The organism is Streptomyces sp. NPDC052773 (assembly GCF_044547145.1).
Taxonomy (GTDB): Bacteria; Actinomycetota; Actinomycetes; order Streptomycetales; family Streptomycetaceae; genus Streptomyces.
Genome location: NZ_JBITZX010000017.1, coordinates 12,543 through 36,991, shown reverse-complemented (window position 1 = coordinate 36,991; position 24,449 = coordinate 12,543). Strand labels below are relative to the sequence as shown.

The following is a 24,449-nucleotide window of genomic DNA, read 5'->3' as shown; positions in this document are numbered from 1 at the left end:
ACGGCCCCACGGACCCGCCGGAGGGCCACTGGCACCCGCCCGATGGCTGCCGCAGGCACCCGCCGGACGGCCACTCACACTCGCCGGACGACCCCAGGCATCCATCGGTCTGCCGCAGGCACCCACCGGACGGCCACTCGCGCCCGCCGACCGGCCCCAGGCATCCGTCGGCCGGCCGCAGGCACCCGCCGGAGGGCCCCACGCACCCGTCGGACGCCCCCGGCGCCCGCCCCGCGCCCCCCGCGGGAACCGGCAGGCCACCCTCCGCCCACGCTGAGGTAACCGGCGGCTCACCCGCCGTCCACGGCGCGGTCACCGCCGCGCCCCGCGCGGGCCACCGCGCCCCCACTCCCCGCACCGGTTCCGGAGCCGTCATGACCGCGCCCTCGCCGAGGGCCGTCAGGTCCAGGTCCAGTGAGCCCCAGTCGAGCCAGTCGAGCAGCCCGGGCAGTTCCTGAGCGCTGCCGGGAGCCACCAGCAGCCGCATCCGGGGGCCCTCCAAGGCGACGGGGGAGCAGGGCGCCAGGTGCCGCAGGGCGTGGACCCCGGCGGCGGCCGGGACGTCCAGGACGTCGAAGCGCGGGCCGACCAGCAGCCGCACCGGCCCACCGGCACCCGCATCCGCGCAGGCCGGCGAACCGGGCGTCGCGCCGGCCTCCGCCGCGGGCACCGTGGGCCAGCCCAGATCGTTCTCGTACCAGTCCCGCACCGGGTCGCCCGCGTCCAGCGGCCGGCGGGGGAGCGGGACCGTCGGTGGGGGAGCGGAGGCAGCGGAGGGAGCGGAGGCCGATGGGGGCATCGACTGCGGGGCGGCGCCAACCATGCCAAGTGCAACAGCCGAAACACCGTCCGGGTTACGCTGGGTGGCACGACAGATGCGCACAGTGCCGAAGCGGGGGGCGTGCGGGGGTGCGGGGAGGCGCAAGGTTGTTCGCCCGTAGCGGAGGGAAACGGTGCGCGCGGCATGGACTGTCAGTCCCGGCGGGTAAGACATCCCTAGTGGGAGGGGGCGACACGCAGGAAAGGACGTCTCACGTTCGCCATCGGCGTACTGATGGTGAGGGTAACTGCCTGGCCTGCGGGAACATCGTCTCGCACCATCGGGTTGGAGCAGATGTCGGCGTTCGGGGTCAGGAGGCCAAGGACGGTGTCGGCAGTTGGAATGAGCGGTCCCCGCTTGCGGGACTAAGCTGCGGAAGGACAGGGAGGGGAAGTTCCCCTTACTGCCTGACCGCTCTGAGGAGCGATTAACGATGTTCGAGAGGTTCACCGACCGCGCGCGGCGGGTTGTCGTCCTGGCTCAGGAAGAAGCCCGGATGCTCAACCACAACTACATCGGCACCGAGCACATCCTCCTGGGCCTGATCCACGAGGGTGAGGGTGTCGCCGCCAAGGCCCTTGAGAGCCTCGGGATTTCGCTCGAGGCGGTCCGCCAGCAGGTGGAGGAGATCATCGGCCAGGGGCAGCAGGCGCCGTCGGGCCACATTCCCTTCACCCCCCGTGCCAAGAAGGTCCTGGAGCTGTCGCTCCGCGAGGCCCTTCAGCTGGGCCACAACTACATCGGCACGGAGCACATCCTGCTCGGCCTGATCCGCGAGGGCGAGGGCGTCGCCGCCCAGGTCCTGGTCAAGCTGGGCGCAGATCTGAACCGCGTGCGGCAGCAGGTGATCCAGCTGCTCTCCGGTTACCAGGGCAAGGAGACCGCCGCCGCCGGCGGCCCTGCGGAGGGCACCCCCTCGACGTCCCTGGTCCTCGACCAGTTCGGCCGGAACCTCACCCAGGCCGCTCGTGAGTCCAAGCTCGACCCGGTCATCGGGCGCGAGAAGGAGATCGAGCGGGTCATGCAGGTGCTGTCCCGCCGTACGAAGAACAACCCGGTCCTGATCGGTGAGCCCGGCGTCGGCAAGACCGCCGTCGTCGAGGGCCTCGCCCAGGCCATCGTCAAGGGCGAGGTGCCCGAGACGCTGAAGGACAAGCACCTCTACACGCTGGACCTCGGCGCGCTGGTCGCCGGCTCCCGCTACCGCGGTGACTTCGAGGAGCGCCTGAAGAAGGTGCTCAAGGAGATCCGCACCCGCGGCGACATCATCCTGTTCATCGACGAGCTGCACACGCTGGTCGGTGCGGGTGCCGCCGAGGGCGCCATCGACGCCGCTTCGATCCTGAAGCCGATGCTGGCCCGCGGTGAGCTGCAGACCATCGGTGCGACCACGCTGGACGAGTACCGCAAGCACCTGGAGAAGGACGCGGCCCTGGAGCGCCGCTTCCAGCCCATCCAGGTCGCGGAGCCCTCCCTGCCGCACACGATCGAGATCCTGAAGGGCCTGCGCGACCGGTACGAGGCGCACCACCGCGTCTCGATCACCGACGAGGCGCTGGTCCAGGCCGCCACCCTGGCCGACCGGTACATCTCGGACCGCTTCCTGCCGGACAAGGCGATCGACCTGATCGACGAGGCCGGTTCCCGGATGCGTATCCGCCGGATGACCGCGCCGCCGGACCTGCGCGAGTTCGACGAGAAGATCGCCGCCGTCCGCCGGGACAAGGAGTCCGCGATCGACTCGCAGGACTTCGAGAAGGCCGCCTCCCTGCGCGACAAGGAGAAGCAGCTCCTGGCCGCCAAGGCGAAGCGGGAGAAGGAGTGGAAGGCCGGCGACATGGACGTCGTCGCCGAGGTCGACGGCGAGCTGATCGCCGAGGTGCTGGCCACCGCCACGGGCATCCCGGTCTTCAAGCTCACCGAGGAGGAGTCGTCCCGCCTGCTCCGCATGGAGGACGAGCTCCACAAGCGGGTCATCGGCCAGGACGACGCCGTCAAGGCGCTGTCCAAGGCGATCCGCCGTACCCGTGCCGGCCTGAAGGACCCGAAGCGTCCGGGTGGCTCGTTCATCTTCGCCGGTCCGTCCGGTGTCGGTAAGACCGAGCTGTCCAAGGCGCTCGCCGAGTTCCTGTTCGGTGACGAGGACGCGCTGATCTCCCTCGACATGTCGGAGTTCAGCGAGAAGCACACGGTGTCGCGTCTCTTCGGTTCGCCCCCCGGCTACGTGGGCTACGAGGAGGGCGGCCAGCTGACCGAGAAGGTCCGCCGCAAGCCGTTCTCCGTCGTCCTCTTCGACGAGGTCGAGAAGGCCCACCCGGACATCTTCAACTCGCTGCTGCAGATCCTGGAGGACGGTCGCCTGACCGACTCCCAGGGCCGGGTCGTGGACTTCAAGAACACGGTCATCATCATGACGACCAACCTCGGCACCCGGGACATCTCCAAGGGCTTCAACCTGGGCTTCGCCGCCCAGGGCGACACGAAGACCAACTACGAGCGCATGAAGAACAAGGTGTCGGACGAGCTGAAGCAGCACTTCCGGCCCGAGTTCCTCAACCGCGTCGACGACGTGGTCGTCTTCCCGCAGCTGACGCAGAACGACATCCTGCGGATCGTCGACCTGATGATCGGCAAGGTGGACGAGCGCCTGAAGGACCGGGACATGGGCATCGAGCTGTCCCAGTCCGCCAAGGAGCTGCTGTCCAGGAAGGGGTACGACCCCGTGCTGGGCGCCCGGCCGCTGCGCCGGACCATCCAGCGCGAGATCGAGGACTCGCTGTCGGAGAAGATCCTCTTCGGCGAGCTGCGCCCCGGTCACATCGTGGTCGTGGACACCGAGGGCGAGGGCGAGTCGCAGACCTTCACCTTCCGCGGTGAGGAGAAGTCGGCTCTGCCGGACGTCCCGCCGATCGAGCAGGCGGCCGGCGGTGCCGGTCCGAACCTGAGCAAGGAGTAGGCCTCACGGCCGAGCTTCACGGCAGCTGAGAGGGCCGGTGCCTGGACGGGCACCGGCCCTTTCGCGTGCGTACGACGACCGCGGGGGACGTCGGCTTACGACAGCTGCCCGCCGTAGTCCGGCAGCTTGTACGTCTTCTCGGCGTGGCCGCCCGACAGGTCGGTGGTGTTGTTGCCGATGTTGGCGATGATCGTGTAGCCCTTCGACTCGATGTCGACGCGCTGGGCCGTCTTGTAGTCGGCGACGTTCTTGAAGAGGTCGAGGAAGCCGCGGACATACAGCCCGGAGACCTCGTAGCCGACCTTCTCCAGGTTGTACTCGGTGGGCGCGTGGATGATGCCGGGGCGGGCGGTGACGAAGAAGAGGGCGACGCCGTGCTCCTGGGCGTACTCGGCGACCTCCAGGACCGGCTTGTTGGCCGGCTGCGGGAAGCTGAAGCCGAAGTCGGTCTCCAGCGTGGTGTTGTCGATGTCGAAGACGATCGCCTGCTTCTCGCCGGGCTTGTGCTGGGCGATCCGCTGCTTGAGGTAGGGCAGCGCCTGGTCCATCACGGCCTGGCAGTCCTTCTGCCAGGTGCCGTAGTCGACATCGGCCGCGGCGGCGGTGGCGGTCGCGGTGGTGACCGTGCCGCCACGGGTTCCGGTCGTGGCCTCGGCGGGGGCGGCGATGGCCACGAGGGCGGCCGCGGTGACGGCGAGGGTGGCCGTGCGGCGCATCCCGGGTCTCGTCATGGTGTGGGGGTCCTCTCACGTCGGTAGCACGTGTCGTGTGCATGTTCGTTGGTGAGGGTGACGCGAGGAGAACCGTAGGGTTACTGAACGGTAGGTGGCTAGAGGCGTGCCTCAGACGACGCTGCGGATCCTCCGGATGGCGGGCCGGACGGGCAGCGGGGCCAGGGCGTCCTCGGGTGTCTCCGTGACGTCCGGCGCCAGGACGACGGTGACCTCCCGCAGGTCGGGGAAGAGGGCCGGGACGTCCGAGAGGTCCTCGGTGCCGGTGAAGTTGTTCAGCCGCAGGCCGGTGACACCGGGCAGCGGCGGGCCCGGCCAGCCGACGGCCGCCCAGTTGACGCGCAGTTCCTCCAGGGCGGGGAGGCGGGTGATCTCCTCGCGGTCCTCGGCCGTCAGCTCCCACTGGAGGGCGCCCAGGCTCAGCTGGCGCAGGGTGCCGAAGCGGTGCAGCCCGCGCAGGCCCGTCCTGGTCAGGGCGGACTTGGTGAAGCGCAGGTAGCGCAGCGGCAGCCCGGCCGGCAGCGCGTCGGTGAGGGAGGTGCCCATGAGTGCGATGCCCAGGTCGAGCTGGTCCAGGGTCCGGGAGCCGGCGAGCGGTGCCAGCGCCCCGGGCCGTTCCAGGCCGGGCAGGAGGTCCAGGGACAGCCAGCTCAGGGGCAGGCGCGCCAGCGGGGTGAGGTCCCGGACGGGCGCGCAGCGGCTGATGTCCAGGTAGGTGAGCCCCGACAGGCCGGACAGGCAGTCGAGGTCCCCCAGCTCGTCGTTGCCCCGGATGACCAGCTCCCGCGTCCGGTCGGGCCGGACCGCCGCGGCGATCTCCTCGGCACCGATCGGCCCGACCAGCTGGAGCCCGCTCCGCCCGCCGAGTCCGTGCAGGAAGCGCAGCTGCTCTGCGGAGTGGGCGGTGAAGAAAAGACCCTCCTCCCGCAGATGCGCGATGACCTCCTCCCCGTACGGCCGCTCCGGGAACCGGTGCCAGGTCCAGGTCAGCTGCGCCCGTACCTCCAGCGAGGGGTGGTCGCGGAACCGGGCCAGCACCGGAATCGCCGCCTCCGTCCCGATCAGGGACGCGGTGACGACGACCGCCCGCGCCTCCTGCTCGCTCAGGCCCTCCGGCCCCGGCAGCAGCTCCAGGGCGAGCGGCCCGGCCTCCGCCAGGGCGCGGGCCTCCTGGGTGGTGCGGGGCGGGATCACCGCCGCGGCCCGCTGCTCGACCTCCGCGCGGACCCGGGGGTCGAGTTCGGTGGCGTGTTCCAGGCAGGCGAGCGCCAGCAGCCGTACGCGGGTGCTCGCGGCCCCCTCCAGCCGGTCCGCCGTCCCGGTCAGGCCGCGCAGCAGCTCGGCGCGTTCGCGGGGCCGGGCGTGGGCGACGGCCATGCGGATCACGTCCGCCCACTGCTCGTCCGCCGCGCCCCGCACCAGCAGCCCGAAGTCCCCGTCCTCCACGGCGGCCCGCGCGCCGAGGTAGTCCTGGAAGGTGCGGTGGACGAACTCCACGGTCCCGTCGGCCGGTTCGCGCAGCAGGCCGCTGCGCAGCAGCAGATGGCCGAGGATGGCTTCGGCGTCGCCCTGGGCCGCCGCGGCGGGGAGGGCGGGCAGGACGTCGGCGATGATCCGGACGGCGCGTTCGCGGTCCAGCTCGGACTGGTTGTTGCGGATCAGCCAGTAGGCGAGGCGCTGGAGCAGCTGGATCTGCGGCTGCTCGGAGAGCCGGATGCCGTCGCCCGGGGTGATCATGTCGCGCTCCTCGTCCCGGCGGGTGAGCAGCATCGACAGGGCGGCGTCGTACAGCTCCTGCCGGCCGTGCGGGAGGTAGCCGCGCCGGTCGCGGTGCAGGGCGCAGATCAGGCCGCACATCAGCGGGTTGGTGGCGAGCCGGCCGAGGTCGGGCTTGGTGCGGACGGCGTCGAGGAGGGAGCGCTCGTAGGCGTCGAGCCGCTCGGGGTCGGGGGCGTCGACGCGGGCGGCGGCGTGCCAGCGGGTGATGAAGGCGGCGACGTCCTTCCGGCGCATCGGGGCGAGCGCGAGCTCGGTGAACCCGTCGGCGGCGAGCCAGTCCGCGCGGACGGCGGAGGGGCGGGAGGTGACCAGCCACTGGTTGCCGGGATAGACGTCGAGCAGGTCGCGCAGCCAGCGGCGGGTCCGCTCGCGTTCCCGCTCGGGGATCTCGTCGATGCCGTCGACGAGGAGCAGCCCGCGGCGGTCGCCGAGCACCCGGTCGGCCCACCCGTCGGGCTGCGTGGCGTGGAAGGGGACGCGTACGGCGGACAGGAAGGCGTCCGGCGCGGGGAGGCCGTCGGGGCGGCGGACCAGGGTGCGCAGCGGCAGCACGAACGGGATACGGCCCCCGGGCACGCCCCGGCCCGCCTCGTCGCGCTCGCCCCGGGCCGTGGTGACCGCGAGCCACTGCACCAGCGTCGTCTTGCCGGAACCGGCGACTCCGCGCAGCAGCACCCGGTCGTGTCCGTCGAGTGCCCGGTCGGCGGGCAGGGCGGTGGCGGCGGAGACGGCGGGGGCGCCGTGCGGGCCGCCGGTCGGTGCCTCGCCGTCGTCGGGGTGCAGGGCGGTGAGGCTGAGGTAGGCGGCGTCCAGGGGCCAGCGGTCGGGGGAGTCGGCCAGGTCGATGCCGTAGATCGTGAGGTGGGCGTGGCGGGTGGCGACGTAGGAGAGATAGCGCTGCTCGAAGGCCTGGTCGGTGGAGCCCGGCGGCGGGGTGCGGGCGATCAGCTGGTCGACCCGGGTCAGCAGCGCGCGCTGGCGGCGGGTCTGTTCGACGAGGGTGCGCGGGACGAAGGTGGAGCGCTGGCTGAAGAAGTGCAGGATGTGCAGGCAGGCGGTGGTGAGCAGCCGGTCCAGGAAGAGGTCCGCGTCGCGGGAGAGATGGCGGGCCGGGTCGCCGGCGGCGCCGCGCAGCCGGGCGGCCAGGGCCTCGGGCCCCAGTTCCACGGCCTGCACGTCGGTCATGGTGAGGTCGCCGAGGGCGTAGAGGGTGTCGGCGAGGGCGTGGGTGACGGCCTCCTCCTCGTCGGCGGCCATGGGGAGCTCCCCGCGCCCGGCGGCCTTGAGGGCCTGCCGGACCAGTTCGGAGGCCAGCCGGCGGACGTCGGTCCGGTCGAGCCGCCGCTTCTCGCCGCGGAAGGACACATGGCCGGAGATCCGCACGGGCCGGTCGACCAGACCGGCGCCCGGTCCCTCGGTCACGAAGAGCCTTCGTATGAGCGGCGTCACAACGCCGGACGCCAGCCTGACCCCGATGGCGCTCGGTTCCACCCCGGTCTCCCCCGAAATCCGTCGACACCCCGTCTGACCAGCAGCGTAGCGCCCGTCACATTCCCGGGCCCGGTGATCTCGTCTGCCGGTGACATGCCGCACAGGCGTTTTGTCCGGTACTAGCCGGAATAGTGGATACGGCGAGTCGGGCAAAAGGGACGTTCTTCCCGGAACCCCTTGGCTGGAATCGCCGTCTTGGTGTGGTTCGTCCCGAATGAGGGCTCTGTCAAGAGTCCGGATGTTTCAGGGTCAATTACTAGCTTGGGCCGTAGATCGGGGTTTTGTGCCTTTGTGGAGGCCCGGGTTACCAAGGGACGGCCATCCGGAGCCGCAGTCCGCGGACCGGGTGGTTCTCTCTGTCCCCGACCTTCCGAGGTACCGCATGTTCCCGCGCGTCACGTCCCGTTCTTCCCGTACGGCCCAGCTTCGTACCCGTGCGGCCGTCATGGCCGCCGGCCTGGGTGCCTCGGCCGTTCTGGGGGCCGGGGTCGCGGCCGCCGCACCGTCCTCCGCCCCGGCCGCCGTCACCGCCAAGGCCGCCGCGGCGAAGAAGGCCGCGGGCTGGGTCGCCCCCGTGAAGGGCTACACCAAGACCGCCAGCTTCGCGCAGAACGGCGCCCGCTGGCAGTCCACCCACAGCGGTCAGGACTTCGCGGTGCCGACCGGCACCAAGGTCGTCGCCGCCCACGGCGGCACCGTCGTCAAGGCCGGCGGCAACGGCGCCGGCGACGGCCCCGCGTACGGCTACGCCGTCGTCATCAAGCACGGCAACGGCACGTACTCGCAGTACGCCCACCTCTCCAAGATCAACGTGCGCGCCGGCCAGATCGTCAAGACCGGCCAGCAGATCGCCCTGTCCGGCAACACCGGCAACTCCAGCGGTCCGCACCTGCACTTCGAGATCCGCACCAGCCCGAACTACGGCACGGCCATCGACCCGGTCGCCTTCCTGCGCGCCAAGGGCCTGATGATCTGACGTCGCCGTATCGGCTCACCTGCCACGACGACCCCGGGCGCCCGCCGCGCCCGGGGTCGTCGTCAGTGGCGCGTGCCACCATCGGCGGTATGGACACGATGCGGCCGCTGCGCCTCGCCAAGGACGCCATGGACCGCGACTGGGCCGACCCCGCACTGGACCTGGCCGCGGTCGCGGACCACGCCGGGTACTCCCGGTTCCACTTCGTCCGGGCCTTCAAGGCGGCGTACGGCGAGACACCCGGGCAGTACCTGACGCACCGCCGCATCGAGCGGGCCGAGGAGCTGCTGCGCGCCGCCGACCTGTCGGTCACCGAGATCTGCCACCTGGTCGGCTTCAGCAGCCTCGGCACCTTCTCCACCCGCTTCAAGGCCCGCACCGGCCTCACCCCGAGCGAGTACCGGGCGCGGTACGTCCGCGCCGGCGCCTCCCTCATACCCGGCTGCTACGCCCTGCTGTGGGCCGGCGGCTTCCCCCGGCGCGCCGCGCCCGAGGACCGCAATTCCGAAGAAGCGCCCTGACGGCCGCGCTGCCTACGGTGACGAGCAGAGACACCGACACCGGACGCAGGGAGCGCGGAGCCATGATCACCGGCCTGGGCATCACCACCGTATGGACCTTCGACCAGGACCGCACGAAGGCCTTCTTCACCGAGAAGCTCGGCTTCGAGGTGCGCAGCGAGGTCCCGCTCGGCGACATGCGCTGGCTCACCGTCGGCGCCAAGGCGCAGCCGGACGTCGAGCTGGCCCTGATGAGCCTGGACGGCCCCGGCCTCGACGCCGAGTCGTCGCAGGCGCTGAAGAAACTGGTCGGCAAGGGCGTCATCGGCGCGGGGGCATTCCGCACCGACGACTGCCGGGGCGACTACGAGACGTTCCGGGCCCGCGGCGTCGAGTTCGTCCAGGAGCCCCAGGAACGGCCGTACGGCATCGAGGCGATCTTCCGCGACGACAACGGCAACTGGTACTCGCTGACCGAGCGCAGCGAGGAGCTGGACTTCTCGAAGGACTTCGGCTGAGACAGCCCCTAAGGCCTTTCGTTCGGATCAGCCAGGCTTGAAGGCCGGGCGCCTCTCGATCCAGCCGCGCGTGCCACGGCCCGCGACGCCGGGATGATCCGAACGACAGGCCCTACCCCTCCGAGAGCGGCAGCATCGGATAGCTGCCCGTGTTCGTCGGCGCGTGCTCCGGCAGCCACAGCACGGCGACCGCGCCCTCGGCCGGGATGTGCTCCGGGGCGCCCGGGGGCCGTACGTTGCGGAAGGTCAGCCGGGCGCCGAGCACCCGCGCCTGACCCGCGGCGATGGTCAGGCCCAGGCCGTGGCCGTGCCCGGCGCGGTCCTTGCTGCCGGTGCGGAAGCGGCTCGGGCCCTCGGCGAGCAGGTCCTCGGGGAAGCCCGGCCCGTGGTCGCGGACCCGGATCACCCGGCCCTCGACGGTGACCTCGACGGGCGGGCGGCCGTGCCGGGCGGCGTTGGCGAGCAGGTTGAACAGCACCCGCTCCAGGCGCCGCGGATCGGTCGTGACCTCCGACTCGTGCACCACGTGCACCCGGATGTCCGGGTCCTTCGCGGCCACCCGCCGGGCCACGAACTCGCCCAGCATGATGTCCTGCAGCTCGGCCCGCTCCGACGCTCCGTCCAGCCGCGCGACCTCCAGGACGTCCTCCACCAGGGTGCGCATGGCCTTGGCGCGGTCCAGCACCAGCTCGGTCGGGCGGCCCGGCGGCAGCAGCTCGGCCGCGGTGAGCAGGCCGGTCACCGGGGTGCGCAGCTCGTGCGCGATGTCCGCGGTGACGCGGCGCTCGGCCTCCAGCCGCTGCTGGAGCGCGTCGGCCATCGCGTCGACGGCGCGGGCCAGGTCGTCGGTCTCGTCCCGGACGACCCCGCCGATCGCCTCCCGCACCCGGACGTCCGGCTCGCCCTTGGCGACCTGGTTCGCCGCTGCCGCCGCCTTGCGCAGCCGCCCCGACAGCTGCCCGCCGATCAGCACGCCCAGCGCGCTGCCGCCCAGGACCACCGCGATCGAGCCGATGATCAGGGCCTGGTCGAGGTCGTTGAGGATGTCGGTGCTGCGCTCGGTGAGCCCGGTGTGCAGGGACAGCACATGCCCGTCGGCGATCGGGACCGCGGCCCAGATGTCCGGGGAGCCGCCCGGCGGGTCGGCCACGTACGTCGCCCGCCGCCCGGCCTCCACCTTCGCCCGCAGCTCGGCCGGCAGGTTCGGGTCGTCGATCTTGACGTTGGCGAAGTTGGCCCGGTTGGACAGGTCGAAGGTGTGCTCGGCGATCTGTACGTCCGCGAGGTCGCGCTGGGCGATCTGGATGCGCTCGTCCGCCAGATCGCGCGCGTTGTCCAGCATCGAGACGCGGGCCGCGTTGTGCACCACCAGACTGAGCGCGATCGCGACCAGCGCGCCGACGAGCGCGATCGCCGCGCTCAGCTTCCAGCGCAGCCCGGTACGCAGACCCGAGCCGAGCTGCTTTCCCACTCGTCCGCCGAGCCCGGCCGGCCGGGCGGGGCGTCCGTTGACGGGGTCCGCCGCGCGGCGGCCGGTGGCGTCGCTCGTACCCGAGAGGGTGTCGCGGCGGGCGCGGCCGGCCGCGCGGCGTGTGGTCAGGCGTGTGATCCCCCGCATGAGGTCGACGGCCCCCGCTCAGGCCTTCAGCTTGTAGCCGAAGCCGCGGACCGTCTCGATCCGGTCCTGGCCGATCTTCTGCCGCAGCCGCTGCACATGGACGTCGACGACCCGGGTGTCCCCGCCCCAGCCGTAGTCCCAGACCCGCTCCAGCAGCTTGTCGCGGGAGAGCACGGTGCCCGGCGCCGCGGAGAACTCCAGCAGCAGCCGCATCTCGGTCGGCGTCAGCGCCACCGGCTGCCCGGCCCGGCGTACCTCCATGCCCTCGGTGTCGATCTCCAGATCGCCGAAGGTGAGCACCCCGCCGGAGGCCCCGGAACCGGAGTCGTCGCCCCGGTCGCCGCCGCTCGCGTGGCCGAAGCGGCGCAGCACCGCGCGGATCCGGGCGACCAGCACGGCACCGTCGAACGGCTTGGTGACGTAGTCGTCCGCGCCCGCCTCCAGGCCCAGCACCACGTCGATGCTGTCCGCGCGCGCGGACAGCATGATCACCGGCACGGTCGACTCGTCGCGGATCCGGCGGCACAGACTCACCCCGTCCAGCCCCGGCACCATGACGTCCAGCAGGGCGATGTCGGGGCGGTTCGCGCGGAACGACTCCAGGCCCGACAGCCCGTCGGGCATGGCGGTGACCGCGAAGCCGTCCCGCTCCAGGGCGAGCTGGGTGGCCTCGCGGATGACGTCGTCGTCCTCGACGAACAGGACGTGGGTCTGGTCTGCCATCCGGATGCTCCGTCGGTGCTGGTCTGTTGTCGTGGCGTCGTCGGTTCGTGGCGTCAGTGGCTCGGGGCGTCGTCGGTTCGCGGCGTCGCCGGTTAGGGGCGTCAGTTGCTCTCGGGCGCCGGGGCGGGCGCATCCCCGACGGCGTTGCCGTACTCGTTGTGCATGCGGTACTCCTCCGCGAAGCGGTTCCCGGTCCAGCGGTAGGTGATCACCACCTCGCCGGAGGGGTTCGAGACGGGATCACCCTTCTCGTACACCTGCCGGGTCACGACCAGGTCGCCGCGGTCGATCTCCGCGTACACCGGGGACTCCTCGGCCCCGAAGACATTCTCGTACCGGCCGTTCACCCGGTGGTACACATACGACCCGACCCCGACCGCGTCCCCGCAGGTCAGCACGTTGACCACGAGATCGTCCACGGTCCCGCCGGTCAGATCGCCGTACGACACGTCGACCGGGTAGTCGCCGGGCACGCACGGCCGCAGCTCCCGCTTGACCGCCGCGGAGACCCGTGGGTCGCTGCGCACCAGCCGGAGGGCGTCCCTGCGGCTCGGTGTGACGGACGGGGACGGCTGGTCGGAAGGCGCGGCGCCCGCGCCCGCCACTGTGCCGACATGGGCCGGCCCCTCGTCCCGCGCACCGGTCCCGCCGGTGCCGCACGCGGCCAGACACAGGGCGAGGGCGGCGAGTAAGACCACCGCCTTGCCCGCCGCCCGGACGCCTTGATCGCCGGAGGCTGTCCCAGCCGTTCCCGTGCCGGTCAGGCCGCGCACCGCTCCCGCTCCTCACGCTCCAGCGCGCGTGCGTCCAGATCGCGGGCCTCCAGCTCCTCGCGGAGCCGGGCGAGCGCCCGGTGCAGCGTGCTCTTGACCGTTCCGGCCGACATGCCGAGGGCCGCGGCCGTCTCCTCCGTGGACATCTGCTCCCAGTGTCGCAGCACGACCACGCTGCGCTGCTTGGGGGCGAGCACCTTCATGACGTCCATCAGCAGGGCGCGGTCCGCGTGCTGCTCGGTGGAGTCGTCGACCGAGGCGTCCGGCAGCTGCTCGGTCGGCACCTCCTCCAGCTTCCGCGCCCGCCACCACTCGGTCCGCGTGTTGATCATGACCCGGCGCAGATAGGCGTCCGCGAGCCGCTTGTCCGCGATGCCGTCCCAGCGGCCGTACGTCCGCGCCAGCGCGGTCTGGAGCAGATCCTGCGCGTCGACCGGGTCCGGTACCAGGCGCCGGGCGCTGCGCAGCAGCGCGTCCTGCCGGGTGCGGACGTACTCCTCGAACTCGAGCACCTCGCCCTGCGCCATGATCAACCGCCTCCGAATCCCCGTTGTCCGTGCTCAGTCCCGTCCCTGCCGGGCACGGCAATGAAGCTACGGAGGCGTTGTCACGGGGCTGTCCGAAGCAGCCTGCGACTGTCAATCGGCTGTCCGTCGGTTGTGTAACGAAAGTAGGGGCGGGGTAAAGGGGCGGGCCGTTCGGTCCGGTGATGCGGCGATTCGTCCCGTCGGCGCCCCTGCCGACACGGCGCAGTGCCGCGTCGCTTCCGTTACGGCGGTCAGCTCAGCGGCAGCCGGTACATCCCACCCGGCAGCGGCTCGACGAGCCCGTCGGAGACCAGACCGTCCAGCGCCCGGGCACGCTGCACCGGCTCGTGCCACACCCGGTCCAGCGCCGCCTGCGGGACGGGGCCATGGGCCTCGCGCAGTACGGCGAGCAGCTTGCCGCGGACCTGGCGGTCGGTGCCCGCGTACGTCTGGCCGCGGCGCGGCGGACCGTCGTGCTCCGGCTTGCCCGCGAGGTGCCAGGCGCACTGCGCGGTGATCGGGCAGCGGTGGCAGCTCTCGTTCTTGGCGGTGCACACCAGCGCGCCCAGCTCCATCGACGCGGCGGCCCAGCGCGCGGCGGTCCGCTCGTCCTCGGGGAGCAGCGCGCGGGCCAGCCTCCGTTCGGCGGCGGTGGTGGCGTTCGGCGGGTACTGCACTCCGGTGACCGCGCGGGCGAAGACCCGGCGCACATTGGTGTCCAGCACCGCGTGCCGCTGGCCGTACGCGAACGAGGCGACCGCGGCGGCCGTGTACTCGCCGATGCCGGGCAGGGCGAGCAGCTGCGCGTGGTCGGTCGGTACGTCCCCGCCGTGCCGTTCCGTTATCGCGACCGCGGCGCCGTGCAGGCGCAGGGCGCGGCGCGGGTAGCCGAGCCGGCCCCAGGCGCGGACCGCCTCGCCGGGCGGCTCCTGGGCGAGGTCGGCGGGGCGCGGCCAGCGCGCCATCCACTGCTCGTAGACGGGCAGGACGCGGCTCACCGGCGTCTGCTGGAGCATGAACTCGCTGACCATCACACCCCACGGCCCGGCCTCCGGGCGCCGCCACGGCAGATCGCGGGCGTGCTCGTCGAACCAGGCGATGACGGGGGCGTGCAGCTCCTTGCCGGGGACGCCGGGCGCGTCGGCCGCGTCGGCCGCGGCGTCGGCGAGGCTGTCGTGGGCGCCGTGCGGAGAGTCGGGGATCGTGCGGTGCGGGGGCTTCGTGGGCGCAGTCATGGCCTTCCGATCCTGCCATGCCGGGGGCGGCGGACGGGGTTACGGCGGGGTGGGGCGGGTCGGGGTCGGCCCGGGTGGGTGCGGGTGGGGGAGCGGTGAGCGCGGGCGGGCGAGCGTGTCGGCGTGGGCGAGCGTGTTCGCGTGGGGCCCGGGCGTCCGGGGAGCTATGGCCAGAGGTGCAAGGCGCGCGATCGCGAACGCGGGGGCGGTCGGCGAGGTCGGTGCGGGGGCGGCGCGGGGCCGGCCGGCGGGGCCGGTGCGGGACCCGGTCGGCAGGGTCGGTGCGGGGCCGGTTGGCGGGGCCGGTGCGGAACCTCTGATTCCGGAATGATGATCCGGAAAAGTTGCGGCCTGGAGCGGCGGGTGGGGCAAGCTAACGCGCCGATCTCTCGTACAGTTTGCGCCGTGGGATCTCTGCGCAATCCGGTCGGGCCGCTTCCCTCCTCCATCTACTGGCGACGGAGGGTGGTCCTGCTGTCTGTGATCGTTCTGTTGGCGCTGGTGATCACCTGGGTCGTCACCTCGGGCGACGGCGGCGGATCCAACGACGCCGGTGGTTCCAACGGCAAAAACCCGCTCCCCACGATCACCGCCGGACCGTCCGGTTCCGGACCGGCGATCAGCGAACACCCGGGCGGGCGCGACGAGTCGGGCGGCGAGGACTCTGGCGGATCGGGGGACTCCGCCGGTTCCGGTGACGGTACGGGCGACGGCTCCGGCGACGGATCGGACGACGGGTCGGGCACCGGCACGGGTGCGGGCGGTTCCGGTGACATGGACGGCAAGCCGGGCGACTCCGGTGCCGCGGCCGGCGGCGTGGGCGCGGGCGACGCGCTGCCCGCGGGCTCCTCGCTGCCCAACTGCACGCCCGGGGCCGTCACCTTGACCGTCCGCAGTGTCCGCAACTCCTACTCACCGGACCAGACGCCCGCGTTCCGGATCACCGCGAAGAACACCTCGGGCAGCGACTGCAAGGTCGATCTCGGGCCGCGTGGCGCGGTGTTGACGGTCACTCAGGCCGACGCCGACGACGCCTACTGGTCGTCCGCCCACTGCCCCAAGGGCGCCGCCCACCTCCGTTACCGGGTTCCGGCCGGCAGCAGCATCACCTACACCGTGGAGTGGGACCGCAAGCCGAGCGCCCCCGAGTGCGCGACGCCTCCGGCGGGGTCGGCCAAGGCGGGCACGTATCTGCTGGAGGCCAAGGCCGCGGGATTCGCGAAGGTGCAGACGTCGTTCGTGCTGGACGCGGACTGAACCGGACAGACACACAGAAGAGGGCCGCACCCCGCCGGGGTGCGGCCCTCTCCCTCGTCTTGGTGGCCGCGCGGCCGCCGCTCTCAGACGTACCGCTCCAGGATCGAGCTCTCCGCCAGCCGCGACAGCCCCTCCCGCACGCTCCGCGCCCGGGCCTCGCCCACGCCGTCCACGGTCTGGAGGTCGTCCACGCTCGCGGCGAGCAGCTTCTGCAGGCCGCCGAAGTGCTCCACCAGCCGGTCGATGATGGCGCCCGGCAGCCGCGGCACCTTCGCCAGCAGCCGGAAGCCGCGCGGCGACACCGCGGAGTCGAGAGACTCGGGCGAGCCGGTGTACCCCAACGCGCGGGCCACCGTCGTCAGTTCCAGCAGCTCCGCGTGGGTCAGCGCGTCCAGCTCGGACAGCGCCTCGTCGACCGTGCGGGAGCGCTTGGCGGTCGGCTCGGGCACATAGTCCCGTACGACCAGCTCCCGCTCGGGCTCCACACCGGCGATCAACTCGTCCAGCTGGAGCGCCAGCAGACGGCCGTCGGTGCCCAGCTCCACCACGTACTCGGCGATCTCGGTGGCGATCCGGCGCACCATCTCCAGCCGCTGGGCGACCGCGGACACGTCCCGGACCGTCACCAGGTCCTCGATCTCCAGCGCCGACAGCGTGCCCGCGACCTCGTCGAGACGGAGCTTGTAGCGCTCCAGGGTGGCGAGCGCCTGGTTGGCGCGGGAGAGGATCGCCGCCGAGTCCTCCAGGACGCGGCGCTGGCCGTCGACGTAGAGCGCGATGAGGCGCATGGACTGGGAGACGGAGACCACGGGGAAGCCGACCTGCTTGCTGACCCGGTCCGCGGTGCGGTGCCGGGTGCCGGTCTCCTCGGTCGGGATCGTCGCGTCGGGCACGAACTGCACACCCGCGCGCAGGATCTTCGACAGGTCCGAGGAGAGCACGATGCCGCCGTCGAGCTTGCACAGCTCGCGCAGCCGGGTCGCGGTGAACTCGACGTCGAGGACGAATCCGCCCGTGCACATCGCCTCGACGGTCTTGTCGGAGCCGAGCACGATCAGACCGCCGGTGTTGCCGCGCAGCACCCGCTCCAGTCCGTCGCGCAGGGCCGTGCCGGGTGCCACGGCGCTCAGTGAGGCGCGCATCAGGCCATCGGCACCGGAACTCCCACCGGACTTTCCGGGAGCTGCCGCCCGGTCGTTGGCTGCCACTGCACTCCTCCGGTCGCAGGTTCTGGGGCGTTCCCGCAACGCGCACTCGGTTCGTACGGACGGGCGAGACCAGGGCAAAGTCTACCGGCGGTCCTCCGCCTCCCGGGGGGCCTCTCGGCGACGGGAGCGGGGGAGGACCCTCAGGGCGTCCCCTATGTCGGCGACTTCCAGGACCTTCATACCGGCCGGGATCTTCCCCGGGTCGCCCGGGACGAGGGCGTGCGTGAACCCCAGACGGTGCGCCTCGGCGAGCCGGCGCTGGACCCCCGTGACCCGTCTGACCTCGCCCGCGAGCCCGACCTCACCGATCGCGACGAGGTTCTTCGGCAGCGGGGTGTCGCTCGCTGCCGACGCGAGGGCGAGGGCGATCGCGAGGTCGGCGGCCGGCTCGGAGAGCTTCACACCGCCGACCGTCGCGGAGTAGATGTCCCTTTTGCCCAGGGCGCTGATCCGGCCGCGCTGCTCCAGCACGGCCAGCATCATCGACACCCGGGAGGTCTCGAGACCGGAGGTGGTGCGCCGGGGCGAGGGGATCTGGGAGTCGACGGTGAGCGCCTGGACCTCGGCGACCAGGGGGCGGCGGCCCTCCAGGGTGACGGTCAGACAGGTGCCCGGGACCGGTTCGTCACGACGTGTCAGGAAAAGTCCGCTCGGGTCGGCGAGGCCCACGATGCCCTCGTCGTGCAGTTCGAAGCAGCCGACCTCGTCCGTCGCGCCGTAGCGGTTCTTGACGCCCCGGACCAGGCGGAGGCGGGCGTGCCGGTCGCCCTCGAAGTGCAGGACGACGTCCACCAGGTGCTCCAGCAGGCGCGGGCCGGCGATCGCGCCGTCCTTGGTGACATGACCCACCAGAAGGGTGGACATGCCGCGCTCCTTGGAGGCCCGGATCAGGGCGCCGGCCACCTCGCGGACCTGGGCCATGCCGCCGGGGGCGCCGTCGATCTCCGGGGAGGCCACCGTCTGCACCGAGTCCAGGATCAGCAGCGAGGGCTTCACCGCGTCCAAGTGGCCGAGGACGGCGGACAGGTCGGTCTCCGCGGCGAGATACAGATGTTCGTCGAGCGCGCCGATCCGGTCGGCGCGCAGCCTGACCTGGCTGGCCGACTCCTCGCCCGTGACGTACAGGGTCCGGTGCTCCTCGCTCGCCGACTTGGCCGCCACGTCCAGCAGCAGGGTCGACTTGCCGACGCCGGGCTCGCCCGCGAGCAGAACGACCGCGCCGGGCACCAGGCCGCCGCCGAGCACCCGGTCCAGCTCGGGCACGCCGGTGGAGCGGGCGGTGGCCTGGCGGCCGTCGACCTGGCCGATCGGCAGCGCGGAGGTGGTGACCCGGCCCGGCGTCGTGGTCCGCACCGCGGGCGCGCCGTACTCCTCGACCGTCCCCCACGCCTGGCACTCGGGGCAGCGGCCGAGCCACTTCGCCGTCTGCCAGCCGCACTCGGTGCAGCGGTAGGACGGACGGTCCTTGGTGGTCTTCGTACGGGCAGCCATGCACGAAACCGTAACCGGCCCCACTGACAACGCGGCCACGCCGGGCCTCGCGCACCCTCCGCCCGGCCGCGGGCACCCCTCACCCGGCCCCGCGGGCACCGAGCGCCGCCCGCCCGGTCCCGCGGGCACCGAGCACCGCCCACCCGGCCCCGCGGGCACCGAGCACCGCCCACCGAGCCGCCCTCACCGCCCACCGAGCCACGCGCTCCCGCCACTCACCCGGAATCGGCACGGGACAAGATCTTCCTGTCCCCTTATGAGGGATCGTTTCACCCGTACGGATTAAAAGTGCTCAAGGGGGCAGAAGGGCCCTTCTCCGGCCCCCTACGGTCGCCGGGTGATGAGCAGCAGCCCGGAGACCTCGACCCGCAGCCCCGCCGCGCACCGGGTGCACCGCGAGGCGCGTGACCGCGCTGCGGCGCGCACGCTCGCGCACCGCCCGCCCGCCCGTTACGAGCCCTACCTCGACGGACTGTTCACCTACTGCCTCTCCGTACTCTGCGACCACGACGCCGCCACCGCCGCCCTCGGCGAGGTGCTGTCCGTCGCCGAGCGGCGCGGCCAGCGCGCCCCCGAAGCGGCAGGGGACCGCCGCGCCTGGTTGTACGCGCTGGCCCGCTGGGCCTGTCTGCGCAAGCTGGCCGAGGCCAAGCAGAAACGTCAGGCCACCCACGCGGCGGGCCGCCACAGCCCCGCGCGCCGGCGCGCCGCGCCGCCCGCCGCGCCCTCGGTCTCCGAGGAGGTCCAGGAGCAGCGCCGGCGCGAACTGGCCCTGCTCGCCTGGCCGGAGGCGGCCGGCACCACCCCGGAGCAGCGCGAGGCACTGGAACTGGCCGTACGCCACCACCTGGCCGCCCACGAGGTCGCCGCCGTGCTCGGCATGGAGCCGGCCGCCGCCCGCGACCTGCTGGCCGCGGCGGCCTGCGAGGTGGAACGCACCCGCGCGGCGCTCGCCGTCGTGGAGAGCGGCAGCTGCCCCGGCGTCGCCCACCTCACCGGGGACCGCAGGCTCGTCCTCAGTCCGGCCCTGCGCCGTGAGCTGGTCCGGCACGTCGACGACTGTCCGCGCTGCCGCCGCGGCGCCCAACGCGCGGTCCCCGGCCGCTGGCCCGGCGCGACCGTCACGCCCGCCGCGCTGCCCGTCCTGGAGGCGCCCCGCGCGGCCCTGCACATGGCGATGGCGCACCACCCGCGCGCGCGGGGAGCCGCCGCGCCCCGCTTCGACCGGCGCGGCTTCCCCATGGACCCCAAGGACCGCGCCGCCCGCCGGGACCGCCTGCGCGCGCGTGCCGTCACCACGACCGTCGTCGCCACCGTCGTCGCCGCCCCGGTGATCGCCCTGTGGTCCGCCTACCGGGGCGCCCCCGTCACGGGCGAGGGCGAGGCCGGCCGCGGGGCCACCGCCAGCCGCGACGACGGCCTCGCCGGCGAGGCGGCGGGCGGCGGTTACGAGAACGCCGGCAACGCCAGCACCCACCCCGGCGGACGCCCCTCCGGCGGCGACCCCGATGTCTCCGTCGAGGTCGTCAGCGTCGCCGGAGCCGGGCAGAAGGGCGCCGGACAGCTGGAGGTCACCGCCGGCCACAGCGGCGACACGACCCTCGTCACGCTCACCGCCACCGGCCACGCACCGGTGCGCTGGTCCGCGTCCACGAGCGCCTCCTGGCTCTACTTCAGCCAGTCCTCGGGCACCCTGCGCCCCGGCGAGTCGATCACCATCAAGGTCTACGTCGATCCGCTGCGCGAGCCGTCCGGGCACTGGACCGCGCGGGTGGCGATCTCACCGGCCGGCGCCGTCGTCTCCATCGCGGGCTACGGCACGGCGCCCGCCCCGTCCGACCCCGGCCCGGCCCCCGCGCCGAGCACGCCCGCCGGCCCGCCCCCGTCGTCCGGCCCCGAGCCGACGCCCACGCCGACCGTGCCCACGGACCCGCCGTCCAGCAGCCCGCCCCCGTCGCCCGACCCGGAACCCACGCCCAGCGCGACCACCCCGTCCGACCCCGCGGGCTCGCCGCCGCCGTCCGGCGGGAGCGGCGACCCGAGCCCGGTCACGTCCTGACCGGTTCGCCCCGCGTCAGTCGACCGGGTCCGCGGGATGCGGGGCCACCAGCGGCAGCTGCGAGGCCAGCCGCTGCTCGCACAGCTCGACCAGCCGGTCGTAGCCCGCCTTGCCCATCAGCTCGGTCAGCTCCGCGCGGTACGACACGTACACCGGCTCGCCCGCGCCGTGCGCCGAGGTCGCCGACGTGCACCACCAGTGCAGGTCGTGGCCGCCCGGACCCCAGCCGCGGCGGTCGTACTCGCCGATCGACACCTGGAGCACCCGCGTGTCGTCGGGCCGGTCGATCCAGTCGTACGTCCGCCGGATCGGCAGCTGCCAGCAGACGTCCGGCTTGGTCTCCAGCGGCTCGCGGCCCTCCTTCAGGGCGAGGATGTGCAGCGAGCAGCCCGCGCCGCCCGCGAAGCCGGGGCGGTTCTGGAAGATGCACGAGCCCTGGTACGGGCGGGTCTGCCGGGAACCCTCGTCGTCCTCGGAGATCCAGCCCGTCTCCATGCCGACGTCGTGGTGCTGCCAGATCTCCGGCGTGAGCCTCGCCACATGCTCGGCGACCCGCTTCTCGTCGTCCTCGTCGGAGAAGTGCGCGCCCAGCGTGCAGCAGCCGTCGTCCGCGCGGCCCGCCTGGATGCCCTGGCAGCCGCTCCCGAAGATGCAGTTCCAGCGAGAGGTCAGCCATGTCAGATCACAGCGGAAGACCTGCTCGTCGTCGGCCGGATCGGGGAACTCCACCCACGCGCGGGCGAAGTCGAGGCCCTTCTCGTCGTCCGCCGGGGCCTGAGGCAGGCTCGTCGGGGCGTCCTTCGGGGCTGTCGCCTGCGAAGAACCCAGGACCTTTTTGTCCTTCTTGGACTTCTTGGTCGTCTTTTCGTCCTTCGCCTTTTTCGTCTTTGGCACGGGACCAGGGTAAGTCGCCGGAACGGGCCGCCGGGACCTCCGCGGCCGGATCCCGCGCGGTACCGGCGGCGGCCGGCGGCCCGGCGCGCAGTAGCGTTCCGTACATGAGACTCGGTGTCCTCGACGTGGGATCGAACACGGTGCATCTGCTGGTGGTGGACGCGCACCCCGGTGCGCGGCCGCTGCCCGCGCACTCGCACAAGGTGGAGCTTCGCCTCGCCCAGCTGCTCGACGACAGCGGCGCCATCGGCCGCGACGGGGTCGACAAGCTGATCGCCGTGATCCACGACGCGCTCCAGGCCGCCGAGGACAAGGGCGTCGAGGAACTGCTGCCGTTCGCCACCTCCGCCGTCCGCGAGGCCGGCAACGCCGACGACGTCCTCAAGCGCGTGAAGGACGAGACCGGCGTCGAGCTCCAGGTCCTCAGCGGCGCCGAGGAGGCCCGGCTGACCTTCCTCGCCGCCCGCCGCTGGTTCGGCTGGTCCGCCGGGAAGCTGCTCGTCCTGGACATCGGCGGCGGCTCCCTGGAGATCGCCTACGGCATCGACGAGGAACCCGACGCGGCCGTCTCCCTCCCGCTCGGCGCCGGCCGTCTCACCGCCGCCTGGCTCCCCGGCGACCCGCCCGCCCCCGACGACGTCCGCGCGCTGCGCCGCCACGTGCGCGCGCAGATCGCCCGCACGGTCGGGGAGTTCGCCCGCTTCGGCGCCCCCGACCACGTCGTCGCCACCTCCAAGACCTTCAAGCAGCTCGCCCGCATCGGCGGCGCCGCCCGCTCCGCCGAGGGCCTCTACGTCCAGCGCGAGCTCAAGCGGTCCTCCCTGGAGTCCTGGGTCCCCCGCCTCGCCGCCATGACCACCGCGGAACGCGCCGAACTCCCCGGCGTCTCCGAGGGCCGCGCGGCCCAGCTCCTGGCCGGCGCGCTCGTCGCCGAGGGCGCGATGGACCTCTTCGGCGTGGAGACCCTGGAGATCTGCCCCTGGGCCCTGCGCGAGGGCATCATCCTGCGCCGCCTGGACCACATGCCGGGAGAGTGAGGACGGTCACGGGACGAACGGCCTCCACGCGCGCGTGGACCCGCGGTCGAAGGGGTCGCCGGCGGGGGAGCGGCGCTCGGCGGGCGCACGCGCGCGTGGACCCGCGAGGGCGAACCGGCCCCCCGCGCGCGTAAGCCAACAGGTGGGCCACAGGGGGCGCGAACCGCCCCCGCGCGCGTGGCCGATTGCCACCGGTCCCGACCGCAGCACACCGCCCACCCGCCCCCCAGTGCCCAGCGGCGCCCCGTACCCTGTCCTTCGTGGCAGAACCAGTGGTGCGCATCCCGGATGCGAAGGTCGCCCTGTCGACGGCCTCGGTCTATCCGGAGTCGACGGCGACGGCCTTCGAGATCGCCGCGCGCCTCGGGTACGACGGCGTCGAGGTCATGGTGTGGAACGACCCGGTCAGCCAGGACATCGAGGCACTGCGCCGGCTCAGCGACTACCACCACGTCCCGATCCTCGCCGTCCACGCCCCCTGCCTGCTCATCACCCAGCGCGTGTGGACCACCGACCCCTGGGTGAAACTCCAGCGGGCCCGCGCGGCGGCCGAGAAGCTCGGCGCGAGCACGGTCGTCGTCCACCCGCCGTTCCGCTGGCAGCGCCAGTACGCGCGGGACTTCGTCGCCGGAATCTGGCGGATGGCGAACGAGACGGATGTGCGGTTCGCCGTCGAGAACATGTACCCCTGGCGCTACCGCGACCGCGAGATGCTGGCGTACGCCCCCGACTGGGACGTCACCAAGGACGACTACCGCCACTTCACGATCGACCTCAGCCACACGGCGACCGCCCGCACCGACGCCCTCCAGATGATCGACCGCATGGGCGACCGGCTCGGCCACATCCACCTCGCCGACGGCAACGGCTCCGCCAAGGACGAGCACCTGGTCCCCGGCCGCGGCACCCAGCCCTGCGCCGAAGTGCTGGAACGCCTCGCCCTCAGCGGCTTCGACGGCCACGTCGTCATCGAGGTCAACACCCGCCGTGCCATGTCCAGCGCCGAGCGCGAGGCCGACCTCGCCGAGGCCCTGGCCTTCACCCGCCTCCACCTGGCCTCCGCGGCGCGGGTCCCCCGGCGATGACCGACCCGACCACCCGCCGCCGGGGCCGCCCGCGCCGTACGGAGTCCGGTTCGGCGGGCGACACCCGCGACCGCATCCTGACGGCGGCCCGCGAGGAGTTCTCCGAACGCGGCTACGAGAAGACCTCCGTACGGGGCATCGCCAAGGCCGCCGGTGTCGACTCCGCGCTGGTGCACCACTACTTCGGCACCAAGGAGCAGGTCTTCCAGGCCGCGGTGGAGACCGTCTTCGCGCCCGCCCTCCGCGCACCGGACGTCATCTTCGAGGGGCCGGACGAGGAGGTCGGCGAGCGGTTCGCCCGGTTCCTGTTCGGGATCTGGGAGAACCCGGTGACCCGTGCGCCCTTGCTGGCCGTCCTGCGGTCCGCCCTCACCAACGAGGTGGCCGCCGCCGTCTTCCGCCGCCTGGTCGCCGGCCAGCTGCTGCGCCGCGTCGCCGCCCGGCTCGGCCTGCCCGACGCCGAGCTGCGCGCGGAGCTGGCCGCCGCCCAGCTGGTCGGCGTCGCCATGCTGCGCTATGTGATCAAGCTGGAGCCGATCGCCTCGACCGACATCGAAGTGATCATCGAGCGGGTCGCACCGGTGGTGCAGGGGCATCTCACCACCCCCTGAACGCCGAGGTCGCCAGGCCTCCCGCGGTGCTGATCCCTGAGACGCCTGTCCGTATTCCGGACAGCCCGCCCGGGCTGTCGTACCCCCGGCGTACGCTCGACTCATCCAGAACTCTCTGACTCTTCCAGAAGTCTCTGGCAGAGATCCCGAAGGAGCGAGC

General features: G+C 72.9%; 19 protein-coding genes and 1 pseudogene. 9 read left to right on the top strand and 11 right to left on the bottom strand.

Going from position 1 to position 24,449, the window contains the following annotated elements; genetic code table 11:
* Positions 1-280: 280 nt before the first annotated feature.
* Positions 281-799: pseudogene (locus ACIG0D_RS29690) on the bottom strand (SCO3374 family protein); the annotation flags it as partial.
* Between the two features lie 454 nt (positions 800-1,253).
* On the opposite strand from ACIG0D_RS29690, the gene ACIG0D_RS29685 reads away from it, so the two are divergent.
* The gene (locus ACIG0D_RS29685; protein WP_399806879.1) at positions 1,254-3,776 is read left to right on the top strand and encodes an ATP-dependent Clp protease ATP-binding subunit; all 2,523 of its coding nucleotides are present in this window, start codon (positions 1,254-1,256) and stop codon (positions 3,774-3,776) included.
* A gap of 95 nt (positions 3,777-3,871) precedes the next feature.
* On the opposite strand, the gene ACIG0D_RS29680 is transcribed toward ACIG0D_RS29685, so the two are convergent.
* Both ACIG0D_RS29680 and ACIG0D_RS29675 read right to left on the bottom strand, forming a co-directional pair.
* Positions 3,872-4,507, bottom strand: a complete 636-nt coding sequence (locus ACIG0D_RS29680) for an HAD family acid phosphatase (RefSeq protein ID WP_399806876.1) — start codon at positions 4,505-4,507, stop codon at positions 3,872-3,874.
* A gap of 111 nt (positions 4,508-4,618) precedes the next feature.
* Entirely contained in the window at positions 4,619-7,708 is a 3,090-nt protein-coding gene (locus tag ACIG0D_RS29675; protein WP_399806873.1) for an NACHT domain-containing protein, read from the bottom strand.
* Between the two features lie 451 nt (positions 7,709-8,159).
* On the opposite strand from ACIG0D_RS29675, the gene ACIG0D_RS29670 reads away from it, so the two are divergent.
* The 3 genes from ACIG0D_RS29670 to ACIG0D_RS29660 all read left to right on the top strand — a co-directional run bounded on the left by ACIG0D_RS29670 (position 8,160) and on the right by ACIG0D_RS29660 (position 9,771).
* On the top strand, positions 8,160-8,753 hold the full coding sequence (locus ACIG0D_RS29670; RefSeq protein ID WP_399806871.1) for a M23 family metallopeptidase: 594 nt from the start codon (positions 8,160-8,162) through the stop codon (positions 8,751-8,753).
* A gap of 89 nt (positions 8,754-8,842) precedes the next feature.
* Positions 8,843-9,274 carry a helix-turn-helix transcriptional regulator gene (locus tag ACIG0D_RS29665; protein ID WP_365762591.1) on the top strand — a complete coding sequence of 144 codons (432 nt, stop codon included), beginning with the start codon at positions 8,843-8,845 and terminating at the stop codon, positions 9,272-9,274.
* Between the two features lie 62 nt (positions 9,275-9,336).
* A complete protein-coding gene (locus ACIG0D_RS29660; RefSeq protein WP_365762589.1) occupies positions 9,337-9,771 on the top strand; it encodes a VOC family protein in 435 nt (144 codons plus the stop codon).
* Positions 9,772-9,883: 112 nt separating this feature from the next.
* Here the strand turns inward: ACIG0D_RS29660 and cseC are convergent, their stop codons facing one another.
* From cseC to ACIG0D_RS29635, 5 genes are all read right to left on the bottom strand, one after another.
* Positions 9,884-11,389, bottom strand: coding sequence for a two-component system sensor histidine kinase CseC (cseC, locus tag ACIG0D_RS29655; RefSeq protein WP_399806867.1), 1,506 nt, complete (start codon positions 11,387-11,389; stop codon positions 9,884-9,886).
* A gap of 18 nt (positions 11,390-11,407) precedes the next feature.
* Positions 11,408-12,112 carry a two-component system response regulator CseB gene (gene cseB, locus ACIG0D_RS29650; protein WP_399806864.1) on the bottom strand — a complete coding sequence of 235 codons (705 nt, stop codon included), beginning with the start codon at positions 12,110-12,112 and terminating at the stop codon, positions 11,408-11,410.
* Between the two features lie 101 nt (positions 12,113-12,213).
* On the bottom strand, positions 12,214-12,885 hold the full coding sequence (locus ACIG0D_RS29645; protein WP_399806861.1) for a hypothetical protein: 672 nt from the start codon (positions 12,883-12,885) through the stop codon (positions 12,214-12,216).
* Positions 12,873-13,412 carry a SigE family RNA polymerase sigma factor gene (locus ACIG0D_RS29640; RefSeq protein ID WP_043502979.1) on the bottom strand — a complete coding sequence of 180 codons (540 nt, stop codon included), beginning with the start codon at positions 13,410-13,412 and terminating at the stop codon, positions 12,873-12,875. The genes ACIG0D_RS29645 and ACIG0D_RS29640 overlap by 13 nt, the downstream gene beginning before the upstream one ends.
* 251 nt (positions 13,413-13,663) lie before the next feature.
* Positions 13,664-14,647, bottom strand: coding sequence for an A/G-specific adenine glycosylase (locus ACIG0D_RS29635; protein WP_399806857.1), 984 nt, complete (start codon positions 14,645-14,647; stop codon positions 13,664-13,666).
* Positions 14,648-15,052: 405 nt separating this feature from the next.
* Between ACIG0D_RS29635 and ACIG0D_RS29630 the strand changes: the two genes are divergently transcribed.
* The gene (locus ACIG0D_RS29630) at positions 15,053-15,904 is read left to right on the top strand and encodes a hypothetical protein (RefSeq protein WP_399806854.1); all 852 of its coding nucleotides are present in this window, start codon (positions 15,053-15,055) and stop codon (positions 15,902-15,904) included.
* An 83-nt stretch (positions 15,905-15,987) separates the two neighbouring features.
* Here the strand turns inward: ACIG0D_RS29630 and disA are convergent, their stop codons facing one another.
* Positions 15,988-17,112: a DNA integrity scanning diadenylate cyclase DisA gene (disA, locus tag ACIG0D_RS29625; RefSeq protein WP_166001139.1), complete on the bottom strand. Its 1,125-nt coding sequence runs from the start codon at positions 17,110-17,112 to the stop codon at positions 15,988-15,990.
* Positions 17,113-17,193: 81 nt separating this feature from the next.
* Entirely contained in the window at positions 17,194-18,603 is a 1,410-nt protein-coding gene (gene radA / locus ACIG0D_RS29620) for a DNA repair protein RadA (RefSeq protein ID WP_365768271.1), read from the bottom strand.
* Between the two features lie 337 nt (positions 18,604-18,940).
* Here radA and ACIG0D_RS29615 point away from each other — a divergent pair, with 337 nt between their 5' ends.
* The gene (locus ACIG0D_RS29615) at positions 18,941-20,662 is read left to right on the top strand and encodes a hypothetical protein (RefSeq protein ID WP_399806850.1); all 1,722 of its coding nucleotides are present in this window, start codon (positions 18,941-18,943) and stop codon (positions 20,660-20,662) included.
* Between the two features lie 15 nt (positions 20,663-20,677).
* Here the strand turns inward: ACIG0D_RS29615 and ACIG0D_RS29610 are convergent, their stop codons facing one another.
* Positions 20,678-21,556, bottom strand: coding sequence for a hypothetical protein (locus ACIG0D_RS29610; RefSeq protein ID WP_399806848.1), 879 nt, complete (start codon positions 21,554-21,556; stop codon positions 20,678-20,680).
* Positions 21,557-21,660: 104 nt separating this feature from the next.
* Between ACIG0D_RS29610 and ACIG0D_RS29605 the strand changes: the two genes are divergently transcribed.
* The 3 genes from ACIG0D_RS29605 (at position 21,661) to ACIG0D_RS29595 (ending at position 24,289) form a co-directional block, all read left to right on the top strand.
* A complete protein-coding gene (locus ACIG0D_RS29605; RefSeq protein WP_399806845.1) occupies positions 21,661-22,593 on the top strand; it encodes a Ppx/GppA family phosphatase in 933 nt (310 codons plus the stop codon).
* Between the two features lie 260 nt (positions 22,594-22,853).
* Positions 22,854-23,678 (top strand): sugar phosphate isomerase/epimerase family protein, encoded by an 825-nt coding sequence (locus tag ACIG0D_RS29600; protein WP_399806842.1) that lies wholly within the window; start codon positions 22,854-22,856, stop codon positions 23,676-23,678.
* Positions 23,675-24,289 (top strand): TetR family transcriptional regulator, encoded by a 615-nt coding sequence (locus ACIG0D_RS29595; protein WP_365766494.1) that lies wholly within the window; start codon positions 23,675-23,677, stop codon positions 24,287-24,289. Before ACIG0D_RS29600 ends, ACIG0D_RS29595 begins: the two co-directional genes overlap by 4 nt.
* Positions 24,290-24,449: the final 160 nt, after the last annotated feature.